Raw genomic sequence first — 14955 nt, 5'->3', positions numbered from 1 at the left:
TCCTCACAGGAAATAATCGAAGTCGCGCTCGTCGCCATGGCGCCGGCGGACCACGAAGATGTGTGCGGGCACGCTGCGCGGATCGAGCCGCACGTAGTGCCAGTCGCCCTGCCAGGTGAAGCGCTGGCCGCTCAGCAGGTCGTGCATCTGGAAGGCCCGCGAGGAAGGAACGCCGACGCTGCCGGGTTCCAGCCCGAGCCAGCCCGACTGCGGCTCGTGTGGATCGAGGTTGACGACGGTGACGATCACGTTGAGGCCGTCCGGCGATTCCTTGGCATAGGCCAGCAGCCGGTCGTTGTCGATGTGCAGGAAGCGCAGGCTCCGGTCCCGCTGCAGCGCCGGGTTCTCGCGGCGGATGCGGTTCACCCGCGCGATGAAGGGGGCGAGGCTCGCGGGATCATCGTGGTTCCAGTGGCGCAGCTGGTACTTCTCGGAGTCGAGGTATTCCTCGCTGCCGGGTCCGCGCGGCAGGTGCTCGCGCAACTCGTAGGCCGGCCCGTAGATGCCGTAGTTGGCCGCCAGGGTGGCCGCCAGCACGAGCCTGGCCATGAACACTGCGGGCTCGCCGGTCTGCAGCTGCTCGTGCAGGATGTCGGGCGTGTTGGGCCAGGCATTCGGGCGGAAGTAGTCGATGCCGGGGGCGCTCGAAAGCTCGGTGAAGTACTCCTGCAGCTCCTGCTTGGTGTTGCGCCAGGTGAAGTAGGTGTACGACTGCGAGAAGCCCAGCTTCGCGAGCCGGTGCATCACCTTGGGCCGCGTGAAGGCCTCGGCAAGGAAGATGGTGTCCGGGTGCTCGCGCTTCACCTCGCCGATGGCCCACTCCCAGAACGGGAAAGCCTTGGTGTGCGGGTTGTCCACCCGGAAGATGCGCACGCCCTCCCCGATCCAGTGGTCGATCACGCTCTTGAGCTCGGCCCACAGCTCGCGCCATTCCTTGCACTCGAAGTTGAACGGATAGATGTCCTGATATTTCTTGGGCGGGTTCTCGGCGTATTGCACGCTGCCGTCCGGGCGCCAGCGGAACCAGTCGGGATGCTCCTTCACGTAGGGATGGTCGGGTGCGCACTGGAAGGCGATGTCGAGCGCGATCTCGAGGCCGTGTTCCGCGGCGCGTGCAAGCAGCCGCCGGAAGTCTTCGGGCGTGCCGAGCGCCGGAAGGATCGACTTGTGCCCGCCTTCTGCCGCCCCGATGGCCCATGGGCTCCCCACGTCTTCGGGGCCGCTGGCGAGCGCGTTGTTGGGGCCCTTGCGCTGCACGCGGCCGATCGGGTGGATCGGCGGGAAGTACAGCACGTCGAATCCCATCGCCGCGATGGCCGGCAGGCGTGCTTCGACATCCTTGAAGGTGCCGTGCACGCCCGGCTGGGGACTGGTGGAGCGCGGGAACAACTCATACCAGGTGCTGAAGCGCGCGCGCTCCCTGTCGACGGCCAGCGGCAGCTCGATGGGGTAGCGCGCCTCATGCCGCCTGTCGGGATGGCGGCGCACGAGCGCGGCATATTCCTCGTCGAGCGCCAAAGCCTTGAGCGAACCGATGTCGCAGCCGGGATCGGCCGCCATGGCGTCGAGCTCGGTCGCCCAGCGCTGCAGCTCGATGCGGTCGGTACCCTCCGCCCGCGCGGCGGCGGCGGCGATTTCGAGCGCACCGATCTGGGCCGCGATGCGCACGTCGGCGGGATCGACGCGCCGCGTGAGTTCGTGGTGCCACGAGTCGAAGGAATCCACCCACGCAACGCAGGTGTAGACGTAGCGACCGAGGGACGGCGGCGAGAACGCGGCCTCCCACACGTCGTTGCCGAGCGGCTTCATCGGTACTTCGCGGAAGTCGGCCTGCTCGTGCGCGCGCCAGCACAGCTGCACCCGCAGCACGTCGTGCCCGTCGGTGAAGCAATGGGCGCGAACCCGGACCCGCTCGCCGACGACGCACTTGACGGGAAATCGCCCGTTGTCCACGCATGGCAGGACGGCATCGATCACGGCGCGCACGGCGCCCTTCTCGATGTCTGCCGCCGCGGGTACGGGACGCGTCGCAAAGATGTTCTTCATGAGGCGCTGTGCTCCAGGATCAGCGTGGACAACGGCGGCAGCGTCAGGCACACCGATTGCCTTCGGCCGTGCGAACGCACGGGGGCCGCTTCGACGCCCCCGAAATTGCCCCAGCCGGAGCCGCCGAATTCGGTGGCGTCGGTGTTGATGAGCTCGCGCCAGTGGCCGCCGAGCGGCACGCCCAGCAGGTAGTTGGTGCGCGGCACCGGGGTCATGTTGCTCACGACGAGCAGCGGCGGACTGCCGTCGCTCGCCTTGCGCAGGAACGCGAACACGCTGGCGTCGGCATCGTCGGCAGCAATCCATTCGAATCCCGGCGACGAGAAATCCAGCTGATGGAGCGCGGGCGCGCCGCGGTAGACGTGGTTGAGCCGGGCCACCAGGCGCTGCAGCCCGCCGTGCCCCTCGAGCTCGCACACCCACCACTCGAGCTCGCCGTCGTGCGTCCATTCACGGCGCTGGCCGAATTCACCGCCCATGAAGAGCAGCTTCTTGCCCGGATGCGCCCACATGAAACCGAACAGCGCGCGCAGGTTGGCGAACTGCTGCCATTCGTCGCCCGGCATCTTGTTGAGCAGCGACCCCTTGCCATGCACCACCTCGTCATGCGAGAGCGGCAGCACGAAGTTCTCGTGAAAGGCGTACACCAGCGAGAAGGTCAGCTTGTGGTGGTGGTACTTGCGATGGACCGGCTCTTCCTTCATGTACGCTAGCGCGTCGTGCATCCAGCCCATGTTCCATTTCTCGCCGAAGCCGAGGCCGTCCATGTCGGTGGGCCGCGATACGCGCGGCCACGCGGTCGATTCCTCCGCCACCGTGATGGCGTCGGGGTGCTCGCGATAGACCGCCCGGTTCAGCGTCTGGATGAAATCGATCGCCTCCAGGTTCTCCCGGCCGCCGTGGCGATTGGGAATCCATTCGCCATGCCCGCGCGCGTAGTCGAGATAAAGCATCGAGGCGACGGCATCCACGCGCAGGCCGTCGACGTGGTACAGGTCGAGCCAGAACAGGCCGGAAGACACCAGGAAGCTGCGCACTTCGGGCCGGCCGTAGTTGAAGATGCTTGAATTCCATTCCGGATGGAAACCCTGGCGCGGATCGGCATGTTCATAGAGGTGCGTACCGTCGAAATACGCAAGGCCGTGCTCGTCCGTCGGAAAGTGCGAAGGCACCCAGTCGAGCAGCACGCCGATGCCCTGCTGGTGCAGGTGATCGACGAGGTACATGAAGTCCTGCGGCGAGCCGAAGCGCGACGTGGGCGCGAAGTAGCCGGTGGTCTGGTAGCCCCACGAGCCGTAGAACGGATGCTCGGTCACGGGCATGAGCTCCACGTGCGTGAAGCCCATCTCGTTCACATAGGCGGCGAGCTGGCGCGCGAGCTCCCGGTAGTCCAGGAACCGCCCGTCGCGGCGGCGCCATGAGCCAAGATGCACCTCATAGACCGACATCGGGGCGTCGAGCGCATTGCGCGAGCCGCGCGTGGACATCCACTGCGCGTCCGCCCATTCGTACGAAAGCTCGCAGATGCGCGATGCGGTCGCGGGTGGCGGCTCGGCACTGAAGGCGACCGGGTCGGCCTTGTCCACCGAGTAGCCGCCGTAGCGGGATCGAATGCGGTATTTGTAGGCCTGGCCGATGGTGGCATTGGGAGCATGGCCTTGCCATATGCCGGTGCCATCGGCACTGGGCCTCAGCGGATCGGCATCGCCGGACCAGTAGTTCCAGTCTCCCACTACCGACACCGACTCTGCATTCGGCGCCCACACGGCGAAATGGGCGCCGCCCTCTTTGGAGGGATGGCAACCCAGCACGTCATACAGGCGGGAGTGGGTCCCCTCGCGGAAAAGATGGACGTCTTGCTCGTTCTGGAGTGAATGATTCAACGGCACCGGCAACCCTCGGATTGAAGCCGGCGGAACGATGGTCAAGGAACGACGTCGGTTTCCGCAGGGCTTGGTGCCAATCTGCAGCGAGCCAAGGCAGCGCAGGTACGGCCTGCACCGCCTCGTCTTGTCGGAGAGTTGCCTGTTCGCCGGGGTTTCGCTTCGCGCAGCGTGCAGGACATTTGGCATAACGCCTGGTGCCCGGGGCGACGCCGCGCACTGGAAAGGGGCGCTCAGCGCGCAATCGGAATGATGGGCGGAGGCCTAATGACTTACTGCGCAGTCTTGTCCTGCGGCTGGTCGTGCGGCAGCGGCTCGGCATCGAAGCGCTCGAACCCGCAGTAGCAGAGAAAGTGGCGATTGGCGGCTCGGCCGAACAGCGTCATGCCGAGCTTGCCTGCCAGCTCGTGCCCCATCGCGGTGACGCCATTGCGCGAGGCGATGATCGGCACACCCATGTGGGCCGACTTCATCACCATCTCGCTCGTCAGACGCCCTGTCGTGTAGAAGACCTTGTCGCCACCGTCGACGCCATGGACCGCCATCCACCCTGCGATGGTGTCAATGGCGTTGTGCCTTCCGACGTCTTCCACGAACACCAGCATGTCGGTTCCGCGGAACAGCGCACAGCCGTGCACCGACCCTGCGTGCCGATGCACGCTGTTGCGCGATCTCATCAGTTCGAGAATCCGCAGCAGCGTGCCTTGGGCGATGCGTGCCGATTGCGCCGGCGGCAGGCGGACGGAGGCGAGCTGGGCCATCGCATCGCCGAAAACGGTGCCTTGTCCGCAACCTGTCGTCACGACCCGGCGCGCGGTCTTCTCCCCGAGTCTGGCGACGCCGCGATGCGACTTCACGGCGGCCGCATCCACGCTCCAGTCGACATCGATGCTCTCGATGTCGCTTGCGCGCTGGATCAGGTCCTGATTCAGCAGATAGCCCAACACCAGCAGCTCCGGCGAGGCGCCCAAGGTCATCAGCGTGACGAGCTCGCGCTTGTCCACGAAAACGGTCAACGGCCGCTCCGCCGGAATATCGATGTCGCGCCGTTCTCCGTGCTGGTCGACGATCTCGATCCGGCGCAACAGCGGGCTGCGCGCCTGGTTCAGGCGAGGCGTGCCGGCACGCGTGGAGAGCTGTACCGCATCAAAGGCCAGCGGCGCTTCGTCTTCAGGTGGGGCCATGCAGGAATCCTACGCCACCGGACTGCCGCGACATGCCGGATCCGCGGGCCTCCCGTCGAAGGGGATACTTCTCGCAGGCTTTCGTGCCATCGGCTATCGTTCGTTCGATGCCTTCCTCGGACACTCCTGCCGCCAACGGCCGCCCGGCGCTCGACGTCGCGGTGGTCATGCGCCGCGAGCGCCTGCACGGCCCCTCGAGCCACTGGCAGCCCTGGCGCTGGACGCTCGACAGCGTGCTGCCCGACGAGCCCGGCTTCGGCACCGAGCCGCGCCTGCTGCGCAATGACGGCGGCGAGCAGCACTGGCTGCATCCCGGCTTCAAGGTCGAGCTGTTCCGCGACGAGGCCGAGGGCTACCACCTCAACGCGATCACGCCAACGCCGTGCTGGTTCGTGCTGTGGCGCATGGACGAGGAGGCAACGCTCGCGTCCGAGCCCATCCCCCGACCGGTCGTGGTGACTCTGAGCTACTACGAGGCCGGGCGCTGGCTCGATGCGCAGGAAACGGTAGAACAGGTTCCGGCACCTGCAGAGGTGGTCGACTGGGTGCGCGCCTTCGTGGACGAGCACTACGTGATCGAACCCAAGCGCCGCCGGCGGCCCGAGAGCTTCCGGTCGCTGGTCGACCGTTTCGGCAACGCCGCGAGCGTGACGACCGAGAAGAAGCGCGGGCGGGGCGCTGGCGATGTCTGAGGGTTTTCTCGGACGGTGGTCGCGCCGCAAGCAGGAGGTGCGGGCGGCCGAGACCGCCGTGGAAGAGAAGGCCCCGCCGGCAGCGGCACCTGTTCCGACGCCAGCGGCGGCACCCGCCCCCGTCGCGGAGGCTGCCGCCCTGCCCCCGGCGGGTGAACAGGAAGCTCCGCCGCCACTGACGCTCGCCGACGTGGACGAGCTGGGCATCGAGTCGGACTACAAGCCCTTCCTGGCCAGGGAAGTCGCGCCCGAGGTCAAGAACGCGGCCTTGCGCAAGCTCTTTTCCGATCCGCATTTCAACGTGATGGACGGCCTCGACACCTACGTCGACGACTATTCCCGATCCACCCCCGTGCCCGAGAGCGTGCTGCGCCAGATGGCGAGCGCCAAGTTCCTCAAGCTCTTCGACGAGGTGCCCGAGGACACTCCCCCGGAAACCCCCGACGACGCCGAGGCAGCGAAAGTGGCACAGTCCAGGGAATGTGAAACGCTTCCCAGCCCGCCGGTTGCCGAAATGCAGCCCGCCAGCCAAGAAACCGATGACCACCACGCTGATTTGCGACTGCAACCAGACGATGCCGCTGAAGCCGAAGACCCTCGGCGCGGCACTGGCTGAAACGCTTCCGCTGCATTCGTCGCTGTGCCGCCGCGAGGCGACTTCCTTCCAGCGCGCCATCCAGTCCGGCGACGAGGTCGTGGTCGCCTGCACCCAGGAAAAGCGGCTCTTCGGCGAACTCGCCACGCAGACGCCCGACGCGACCTCGCCGGTCCGCTTCATCAACATCCGCGAGACGGGCGGCTGGAGCCGCGACGCCAAGAGCGCGATGCCGAAAATCGCCGCGCTGCTGGCCGCCGCCAGCCTGCCCGAGCCGGAGCCCGTCCCGACCGTGAGCTACACCAGCCAGGGCCGCCTGCTGATCATCGGTCCGCTCGACGAAGCCGAGCGCGCCGCGGCGCTGGTCGGCGACACGCTCGACGTGACCTTGTTCGCGCAGGGTCCCGGTGCGGGCGGCGGCGCCCAGGCGCGCCGCTGGCCGGTGATTGCCGGGCGCATCGATACGCTCACCGGCTGGCTCGGCGCCTTCACGCTGCACTGGACGCGCGACAACGCGATCGACCTCGACCTGTGTACCCGCTGCAACGCCTGCGTCGTCGCCTGCCCCGAGCAGGCCATCGCGCTGGACTACCAGATCGACAACGCGCGCTGCACCTCGCACCGCGATTGCGAGCGCGCCTGCAGCGCGGCGGGCGCCATCGATTTCAGCCGCAAGCCCCAGGCGCTCGATGCGGCGTTCGACCTCGTGCTCGACCTTGGCCCCGCGCCGCTCATCGACTGGCACGCGCCGCCGCAGGGCTACTTCCACCTGTCCGGCGGCGTCGCGCACGCCGATGGCCTGCAGACGCTGCTGCGCGTGCGCGAACTGGTCGGGGAATTCGAGAAACCCAAGTTCTTCGACTACAAGCAGAAGCTCTGCGCGCACAGCCGCAACGAGGTGGTCGGCTGCAATGCCTGCGTCGACGTGTGCTCGGCCCATGCCGTGAGCAGCGACAAGGAACGCCAGCGCATCGTGGTCAACCCGAACCTGTGCGTGGGCTGCGGCGCCTGCACCACGGTGTGCCCGACGGGCGCGCTGGGTTACACCTACCCGCGCGCGCCCGACCAGGGGCTCAAGCTGCGCAAGCTGCTCGCCACCTATGCATCGGCGGGCGGCCGCGACGCCGCGCTGCTGCTGCACAGCCAGGAAGGCGGCCAGGCGCTGCTCGAGCAACTCGGCCGACAGGCGCAGCTCGGCAAGGCGCAGGGCGTTCCGGCGCAGGTGATCCCCGTGGGCCTCTTTCATGCGGCCAGCACCGGCATCGACCTGTGGCTGAGCGCGATCGCCTTCGGCGCCTCGCAGGTGGCGGTGCTTTGCACCGGAGAGGAAGCGCCGCAGTACCTCGCGGCACTCAGGCAGCAGATGGACATCGCGCAGGCGCTGTTGCTGGGCCTGGGCTACACCGGCACGCACTTCCGCGTGATCGAAGCCGACTCGCCCGCCGTTCTGGATGCCGCGCTGGCCAGCTTGCGCGCGACCACGCAGCGCGTGCCGGCCGCCCCCGCCCGCTTCGCCGTCGGTGCCGACAAGCGCGACCGGCTCGAGATGGCGCTCGACCACCTGATGGGCACGGCGCCCGCCCTGCAGACGCAGCTCGACGCACCGCTGGCTTTCGGGTTGCCGGCAGGATCGCCCCTGGGCGCCATCGCGGTCGACAAGGACAAGTGCACGCTGTGCCTGGCCTGCGTCGGCGCCTGCCCGTCGGGCGCGCTGCTGGACAGCCAGAGCGCACCGCAGCTGCGCTTCATCGAAAAGAACTGCGTTCAATGCGGCTTGTGCGAGACCACATGCCCCGAAGACGCCGTCTCGCTCTTGCCGCGCCTGCTGGCTGCGCCCGAGCGCAAGCAGCAGGTGCTTCTGAACGAGGCCAGGCCCTGGGTCTGCATCCGCTGCAGCAAGCCCTTCGGTACGCAGAAGGCGATCGAGGCCATGCTCGGCAAGCTGGCCGGGCATGCGATGTTCCAGGGCGAAGCGCTGGAGCGCCTCAAGATGTGCAGCGACTGCCGCGTCATCGACCTCTACAGTGCCACCAACGAAGTGAAGATCGCCCCGCTATGAGCCAGACCTTTCCCGCCTCTTCCGCACTCGACGAGGAGGTGGCCCGGGCGGAGCTCTACGGCCTGCTGGCGCGGCTCTGGTACGCCGCACCCGATGCCGGGCTGCTGGAGGCCTTCCAGGTGGCGCCCACCGAGGCGCCGGCCGCGGGCGCCTTTCTCGAGGAACCGTGGCGCCAGCTGGTCGGCATCGCGCGCGACACGAGCGCGGCCGCCGCGCACGACGAATACGACGCGCTCTTCGGCGGCATCGGCAAGCCCGAGGTCTTCCTCTTCGGCTCGCACTACCTGAGCGGCTTTCTCAACGACAAGCCACTCGTGCAGTTGCGCAACGACCTCGACCGGCTGGGCCTGGCGCGCACCGAGACCACCTGCGAGACCGAGGACCACATCGCCTGCCTGTTCGAGGTCATGCGCTACCTGATCGCCGGCGAAGACGCAGCGGTCGCCAACCTCACGCAGCAGCAGGCCATCTTCTCGAAGCACATCCAGCCCTGGCTGCCAGCCCTGTGCGAGGCCGTGTCGCAGCATCCGAAGGCGCGGTTCTACGCGGCGCTCGCCGTCTTCACGCGCGCGTTCGGCGACGTCGAGGCACAAGCCTTCGACATGCTGGCCTGAGGCAACGGAACGCAAGGGCTATTCAGGTTGCTCACCGGTTGCTGCTGGTCTAGTATTTGTAAGGGCGGACGGGTTTTCTTCTCTCGTCGGGCCCAGCCACTCCAGGGGTCAGCATGCAGGACAGCAAAAATACCGGCCTCGAGCCGGCATCCCGTCGGGGATTCTTCCTCGGTGCCGCAACGGCCGGCGTCGCCGCAGTGGCCGTCACGGCGCTTCCGAAGGTGGTGCAGACGCCCGTCGCCGCCCCCTCCCCCCTGCCACCCGCGCCTGAAAACGGCGGCGGCTATTCCCTGAGCGAGCACGTCAAGCGCTACTACGCGACCGCTTCAGCCTGAGGAGTACCTGTTGTGCTTCTGACCAAAAAATCCCCAGGCACCGCGAGTCAACCTGCCTCCGGCGCGTCCACCCACGCGTCGCCCTTCGTCCACAGCCTTCGGCGCGGCCTCGCGAACGCGCTGCCGACGATGGACCGGCGCGCCTTCCTGCGGCGCTCCGGCCTCGGTGTCGGTGTGGGCCTGGCCGCCAGCCAGCTCACGCTGATTCAGAAAGCCAAGGCCGCTGACGGCAAGCCCGCGGCCATCGGCGCCGGCAAGATCGAGGTGAAGCGCACCGTGTGCTCGCACTGCTCGGTCGGCTGCGCGTCCGACGCCGTGGTCGAGAACGGCGTGTGGGTCCGGCAGGAACCCGTGTTCGACTCGCCCATCAACCTCGGCGCCCACTGCGCCAAGGGCGCCGCGTTGCGCGAACACGGCCATGGCGAATATCGCCTGCGCTACCCGATGAAGCTCGTCAACGGCAAGTACGAGCGCATCAGCTGGGACACAGCGCTCGACGAAATCACGGCCAAGCTCAAGGAGCTCACCAAGGCCAGCGGGCCCGACGCGATCTACTGGATCGGTTCGAGCAAGCACAGCAACGAGCAGTCGTACCTGCTGCGCAAGTTCGTGAGCTTCTTCGGCAGCAACAACTGCGACCACCAGGCGCGCATCTGCCACTCGACCACGGTCGCGGGCGTGGCGAATACATGGGGCTACGGCGCCATGACCAATTCGTACAACGACATGCGCAACGCGAAGGTCGCGATGTACATCGGCTCGAATGCGGCCGAGGCGCACCCCGTGAGCATGCTGCACATGCTGCACGCCAAGGAACACGGCTGCAAGATGATCGTGGTCGACCCACGCTTCACCCGCACCGCGGCCAAGGCCCACGAATACGTGCGCATCCGCTCGGGCTCGGACATCGCGTTCCTGTTCGGCATCCTGCACCACATCTTCAAGAACGGCTGGGAAGACAAGCGCTACATCAACGACCGTGTCTACGGCATGGACGAGGTGCGCGCGGACGTCATGAGCAAGTGGACGCCCGACAAGGTCGAAGAGGCCTGCGGCGTCGGCGAAGCCCAGGTATTGAAGATCGCGACCATGCTGCACGAGAACCGCCCCGGCACCGTGGTCTGGTGCATGGGCCAGACGCAGCACACCATCGGCAATGCCATCGTGCGGGCTTCGTGCATCCTCCAGCTGGCGCTCGGCAACGTCGGCACGTCGGGCGGCGGCACCAACATCTTCCGCGGGCATGACAACGTGCAGGGCGCGACCGACGTCGGCCCGAACCCCGATTCGCTGCCGGGCTACTACGGCCTGGTCGAAGGGTCGTGGAAGCACTTCGCCGCCACCTGGGGCGTGGACTTCGAATGGATCAAAGGCCGCTTCGCATCGCCCGCGATGATGAGCAAGCCCGGCATCACGGTGTCGCGCTGGATCGACGGCGTGCTCGAGAAGAACGAGCTGATCGACCAGGACTCGAACCTGCGCGGCGTCTTCTACTGGGGCCATGCGCCCAACTCGCAGACCCGCGGCCTCGAGATGAAGCGGGCGATGGACAAGCTCGATCTGCTCGTCGTCGTCGACCCCTATCCGTCGGCCACGGCCGCGATGGCCGCGATGCCGGGCAGGCCCGAAGACGCCAATGCGAACCGCGCGGTCTACCTGCTGCCCGCGTGCACGCAGTTCGAAACCAGCGGATCGGTGACGGCGTCGAACCGGTCGGTCCAATGGCGCGAGAAGGTGATCGAGCCGCTGTGGGAAAGCCGCAGCGACCACATGATCATGCAGCAGTTCGCCGACCGGCTGGGCTTCGGCAAGGAGCTCAGCAAGAACTACAAGATGCAGAAGGTCAAGGGCATGGACGAGCCCGTGCCGGACGACATCCTGCGCGAGATCAACAAGTCCTGCTGGGCCGTCGGCTACTCGGGCCAGAGCCCCGAGCGGCTGCAGGCGCACATGCGCAACATGGCCGCCTTCGACGTGCGCACGCTCAAGGCCAAGGGCTCCGTCAAGGACAAGGTCAACGGCTACGACATCTCGGGGGACTACTTCGGACTGCCCTGGCCCTGCTACGGCACGCCCGAGCTGAAGCATCCCGGCTCGCCCAACCTCTACGACACGTCCAAGCACGTGATGGATGGGGGCGGCAACTTCCGCGCGAACTTCGGTGTCGAGCGCAATGGCAAGAACCTTCTGGCCGAAGACGGCTCGTACTCGCTCGGCGCCGACATCACCACGGGCTATCCCGAACTGGACCACGTGTTGCTCAAGAAGCTCGGGTGGTGGGACGAGCTCACCGAGGCCGAGAAGCCCAAGGCGGAAGGCAAGAACTGGAAGACCGACAGCTCGGGCGGCATGATCCGCGTGTTCATGAAGAACCACGGCTGCCACCCCTTCGGCAATGCCAAGGCGCGAGCCGTCGTGTGGAATTTTCCGGATGGCATTCCGCAACACCGCGAGCCGCTCTACGGCACGCGTCCCGACCTGGCCGCGAAGTACCCGACCCACGACGACAAGATGGCCTTCTGGCGCCTGCCCACGCTCTACAAGACCGTCCAGCAGAAGAACATCGCCGACAAGATCGCCGAGAAATTCCCCTACATCATGACCTCGGGCCGGCTCGTGGAATACGAGGGCGGCGGCGAGGAAACACGCTCCAACCCCTGGCTGGCCGAGCTGCAGCAGGAGATGTTCATCGAGATCAATCCGAAGGTGGCGGCCGAGAAGAACATCCGCAACGGCGAGCGTGTCTGGGTGCACACGCCCACCGGCGCCAAGCTCGACGTGCAGGCTCTGGTGACCGAGCGCGTCGGGCCCGACACGGTGTTCATGCCCTTTCACTTCTCGGGCCGCTGGCAGGGCCAGGACCTGCTCGCCTACTACCCGAAGGGCGCGGCGCCCGTCGTGCGCGGCGAGGCCATCAACACCGGCACGACCTACGGCTACGACAGCGTCACCATGATGCAAGAGACCAAGACCACTGTCTGCAACATCGAGAAAGCATGAGGAATCACCATGGCAAGAATGAAATTCGTCTGTGATTCCGAGCGCTGCATCGAGTGCAACGGCTGTGTCACGGCCTGCAAGAACGAGAACGAGGTGCCCTGGGGCGTGAATCGCCGCCGCGTGGTCACGCTCAATGACGGCCTGCCGGGCGAGAAATCGATCTCGGTGGCCTGCATGCATTGCTCCGACGCACCCTGCATGGCGGTGTGCCCCGTGCAATGCTTCTACCGCACCGAAGAAGGCGTGGTGCTGCACGACAAGGACGTGTGCATCGGCTGCGGCTACTGCTCGTACGCCTGCCCCTTCGGCGCGCCGCAATTCCCGTCGCAAGGCACCTTCGGCGCACGCGGCAAGATGGACAAGTGCACCTTCTGCGCCGGCGGCCCCGAAGCCAACGGCTCCGAAGCCGAGTTCGAGAAGTACGGCCGCAACCGCCTGGCCGAAGGCAAGCTGCCGGCCTGTGCCGAGATGTGCTCGACCAAGGCGCTGCTGGCCGGCGACGGCGACGTGGTGGCCGACATCTTCCGCACCCGCGTCGTGCAACGCGGCACGGGCGCCGAAGTCTGGGGCTGGGGCACGGCCTATGGCTCGCAGCAGGCCGGCACGCCGACTACCGGAGGCACCAAGTGAAGCGCGCGGTCGCGACCCTCGTCGTGCTCGCTTCGGGCGCGATGCTGCTTGCGGCCTGCACCGAGAAGCCGCAGACGAACGCGGAGGGCGTCAAGCACGATGCAGTGCCCTGGAGCGGCACCGGCACGCAGGCCAACACCGGCACGGCCTTCACCGCGCCCGGCTGGAAGGTGGGCGACAAGACGGCGTGGGAGCAGCAGATCAAGGTTCGCTCCAACGGGCAGAACGAGTACATCCGAGAAAACTGAACCGGAGGCCGCATGAGCGTCACCATTCGCACCAGGCGGGCGTTCCACGCGCTGTTGGCGACCGCGCTCCTGGGCTGTGCGGCGGTGGCGCTGGCCCAGGACGCCAACCCGGCCGCGAGCGGCGCCGTCGCGGCTTCGCCCGCCCCTGCTTCGCCTGCTTCCGCTTCCACCGCCGCTGCCGCACCGAAGGCCGAGGGCGGCATCCGCAGCCAGAACATCTTCGAGGTCAAGCCCGAGGCCAGCGCCGACCCGAACTACCTCAACCAGACCAACGGCGAGCGCAACAAGGTGCAGCCCGGCAACAACGCACCGATGTGGCGCCAGGTGAGCGGCGGCATCACCGGCTACAGCAGCCTGCCCGTGAGCGAGGCGCCCGAGGCCGGCAACCTGATCCAGCGCTTCGTGCAGTACCCGGGCTCGCGCTTCACCAACGCGGGCGAGGCCTGGCGGCAGGTGCGCAACAGCTGGATCATTCCGTACGGCGCGGCGCTGCTCTTCGTCACGCTGCTGGCGCTGGCCATCTTCCATTTCACGCGCGGGCCGATCCGGCTGCACGGCGCCGAGACCGGCCGCAAGATCGAGCGCTTCACGCCGTTCGAGCGCGCCACGCACTGGTCGAACGCGCTTGCCTTCGTCACGCTCGCGCTGTCGGGCATCGTGATGGCCTTCGGCAAGTTCTTCCTGTTGCCGGTGCTCGGCAGCGCGCTGTTCGGCTGGCTCGCCTACATGCTCAAGACCGTGCACAACTTCGTCGGACCGCTGTTCGTCGTGACCACGCTGTTCATGATCTTCACTTTCATCCGCAGCAACTGGCCGCGGGCGGAAGACCTCAGCTGGCTGCGGCACGGCGGCGGCCTGTTCGGCGGCAAGGAGCCCGCATCGCACCGCTTCAACGCCGGCGAGAAGGCCGTGTTCTGGGGCGGCGTGCTCCTTCTGGGCAGCATCGTCATCGGCTCGGGGTTGTTCCTCGACAAGCTGTTGCCGGGCTTCGTCTACACGCGCGGCGAGATGCAGATCGCGCACATGGTGCATGCGGTGGCCACGCTGCTCATGATGGCCATGATCCTGGGCCACATCTATATCGGCACGCTGGGCATGACCGGCGCCTACAAGGCGATGCGCGAAGGCTATGTCGACGAAACCTGGGCGCGCGAGCACCATCGCCTCTGGTATGACGACATCGAGGCCGGCAAGATCCCGGCGCAGCGCTCGGCGCCCCCCGACGCATCGGACCCGGCGCGGCCGGTGACCGCGCAAGGAACCTCCGCATGAAGCACACGCTGACCCTTCTCTTCGCGCTGGCGCTACCGCTGGCTGCATCGTCCGTTTTCGCCAAGCTTCCCGCGCCCACGCCGGAAGCGCAGGCGAAGGCCGCCGAGGCTGCAGCCCGCACCGCATGGAGTACCAAGACCGACGCCTACCTGCTGTGCAAGGCACAGGACCAGGTCGCAGCCAAGTACCGCGCCAGCGCCCAGTCCGCAGGCAAGCCGGTACCGGCCGCGGCGACCACACCGCCCTGCGTGGATCCGGGCCCTTACGCCGCGGCGCCCGCGGGCGAAACCAAGCCCATCGAAGCCTCGGGCGCACATTCCCCGGCCTCCACGGCTGCATCGCCGCCCAGTACGAACCAGCCCTCGGCACAGACCCATCCCGCACCCAAGAATTAAGT

13 protein-coding genes are annotated in these 14955 nt (G+C 67.2%); 10 read left to right on the top strand and 3 right to left on the bottom strand.

The features are described from left to right. Positions 1-3: 3 nt before the first annotated feature. The 3 genes from AC1DFC_RS11330 to AC1DFC_RS11320 form a co-directional block, all read right to left on the bottom strand. Entirely contained in the window at positions 4-2046 is a 2043-nt protein-coding gene (locus AC1DFC_RS11330; protein ID WP_478179260.1) for an alpha-1,4-glucan--maltose-1-phosphate maltosyltransferase, read from the bottom strand. After that, positions 2043-3935, bottom strand: coding sequence for a 1,4-alpha-glucan branching protein GlgB (glgB, locus tag AC1DFC_RS11325; RefSeq protein ID WP_478179259.1), 1893 nt, complete (start codon positions 3933-3935; stop codon positions 2043-2045). The genes AC1DFC_RS11330 and glgB overlap by 4 nt, the downstream gene beginning before the upstream one ends. A 266-nt stretch (positions 3936-4201) precedes the next feature. After that, positions 4202-5113: a formate dehydrogenase accessory sulfurtransferase FdhD gene (locus AC1DFC_RS11320; RefSeq protein WP_007832904.1), complete on the bottom strand. Its 912-nt coding sequence runs from the start codon at positions 5111-5113 to the stop codon at positions 4202-4204. Between the two features lie 107 nt (positions 5114-5220). On the opposite strand from AC1DFC_RS11320, the gene AC1DFC_RS11315 reads away from it, so the two are divergent. From AC1DFC_RS11315 to AC1DFC_RS11270, 10 genes are all read left to right on the top strand, one after another. Next, positions 5221-5805: a DUF3305 domain-containing protein gene (locus AC1DFC_RS11315; RefSeq protein ID WP_056599854.1), complete on the top strand. Its 585-nt coding sequence runs from the start codon at positions 5221-5223 to the stop codon at positions 5803-5805. Then, positions 5798-6421, top strand: a complete 624-nt coding sequence (locus AC1DFC_RS11310; RefSeq protein WP_478179258.1) for a DUF3306 domain-containing protein — start codon at positions 5798-5800, stop codon at positions 6419-6421. Before AC1DFC_RS11315 ends, AC1DFC_RS11310 begins: the two co-directional genes overlap by 8 nt. Then, positions 6381-8459 carry a 4Fe-4S binding protein gene (locus tag AC1DFC_RS11305; protein ID WP_478179293.1) on the top strand — a complete coding sequence of 693 codons (2079 nt, stop codon included), beginning with the start codon at positions 6381-6383 and terminating at the stop codon, positions 8457-8459. The genes AC1DFC_RS11310 and AC1DFC_RS11305 overlap by 41 nt, the downstream gene beginning before the upstream one ends. Continuing rightward, positions 8456-9073, top strand: a complete 618-nt coding sequence (locus AC1DFC_RS11300) for a TorD/DmsD family molecular chaperone (RefSeq protein WP_007832890.1) — start codon at positions 8456-8458, stop codon at positions 9071-9073. The genes AC1DFC_RS11305 and AC1DFC_RS11300 overlap by 4 nt, the downstream gene beginning before the upstream one ends. A 113-nt stretch (positions 9074-9186) precedes the next feature. Then, on the top strand, positions 9187-9408 hold the full coding sequence (locus AC1DFC_RS11295; protein ID WP_007832888.1) for a hypothetical protein: 222 nt from the start codon (positions 9187-9189) through the stop codon (positions 9406-9408). Between the two features lie 12 nt (positions 9409-9420). Next, positions 9421-12408 carry a formate dehydrogenase subunit alpha gene (locus tag AC1DFC_RS11290; RefSeq protein ID WP_478179257.1) on the top strand — a complete coding sequence of 996 codons (2988 nt, stop codon included), beginning with the start codon at positions 9421-9423 and terminating at the stop codon, positions 12406-12408. 9 nt (positions 12409-12417) lie between these two features. Then, positions 12418-13038, top strand: coding sequence for a formate dehydrogenase FDH3 subunit beta (fdh3B, locus tag AC1DFC_RS11285; RefSeq protein WP_007832884.1), 621 nt, complete (start codon positions 12418-12420; stop codon positions 13036-13038). Then, positions 13035-13286: a hypothetical protein gene (locus tag AC1DFC_RS11280; RefSeq protein WP_007832882.1), complete on the top strand. Its 252-nt coding sequence runs from the start codon at positions 13035-13037 to the stop codon at positions 13284-13286. The genes fdh3B and AC1DFC_RS11280 overlap by 4 nt, the downstream gene beginning before the upstream one ends. Positions 13287-13298: 12 nt before the next feature. Continuing rightward, positions 13299-14558, top strand: coding sequence for a formate dehydrogenase subunit gamma (locus AC1DFC_RS11275; RefSeq protein ID WP_007832881.1), 1260 nt, complete (start codon positions 13299-13301; stop codon positions 14556-14558). After that, complete coding sequence (locus AC1DFC_RS11270) at positions 14555-14953, top strand: hypothetical protein (RefSeq protein ID WP_007832880.1); 399 nt, start codon at positions 14555-14557, stop codon at positions 14951-14953. Before AC1DFC_RS11275 ends, AC1DFC_RS11270 begins: the two co-directional genes overlap by 4 nt. Positions 14954-14955: the final 2 nt, after the last annotated feature.

The organism is Variovorax sp. 10L421 (genome assembly GCF_056395365.1).
This window is presented reverse-complemented; position numbering and strand designations above follow the sequence as displayed.